Consider the following 253-nt stretch of genomic DNA (forward strand, 5'->3'; position numbering starts at 1 on the left):
AGCGTAACGCGCCAGCTTCGAGCAAATCCGCCTTGGCTAATGGGCAGGCGGATAAGTCTAACAATCTAGCACTGAGTGCTGCTGGTCACGCCAGCTACCACAATCGCATACAGCCTATCGAAGGGGTTTTTGAGGACCTCTTTGATGCGCAAATGATATTGCTGCTGTCGACCAGTTGTCATTTTTTGTGGCTGGGTTGGTATAGCGAGCGACTCTACTACTACGACAGCCTAATGAAACAGTTGATCAAAGG

The 253-nt window shown here is 49.8% G+C and carries 1 protein-coding gene; it reads left to right on the plus strand.

The features are described 5' to 3' along the window. On the plus strand, nucleotides 1-253 hold a 253-nt coding region (locus tag AAEZ03_RS28235; protein ID WP_350583261.1), incomplete at both ends, for a hypothetical protein.

The sequence above is a fragment of the Pseudomonas sp. HY2-MNA-CIBAN-0224 genome, assembly GCF_040310285.1.
Classification (GTDB): domain Bacteria; phylum Pseudomonadota; class Gammaproteobacteria; order Pseudomonadales; family Pseudomonadaceae; genus Aquipseudomonas; species Aquipseudomonas helleri.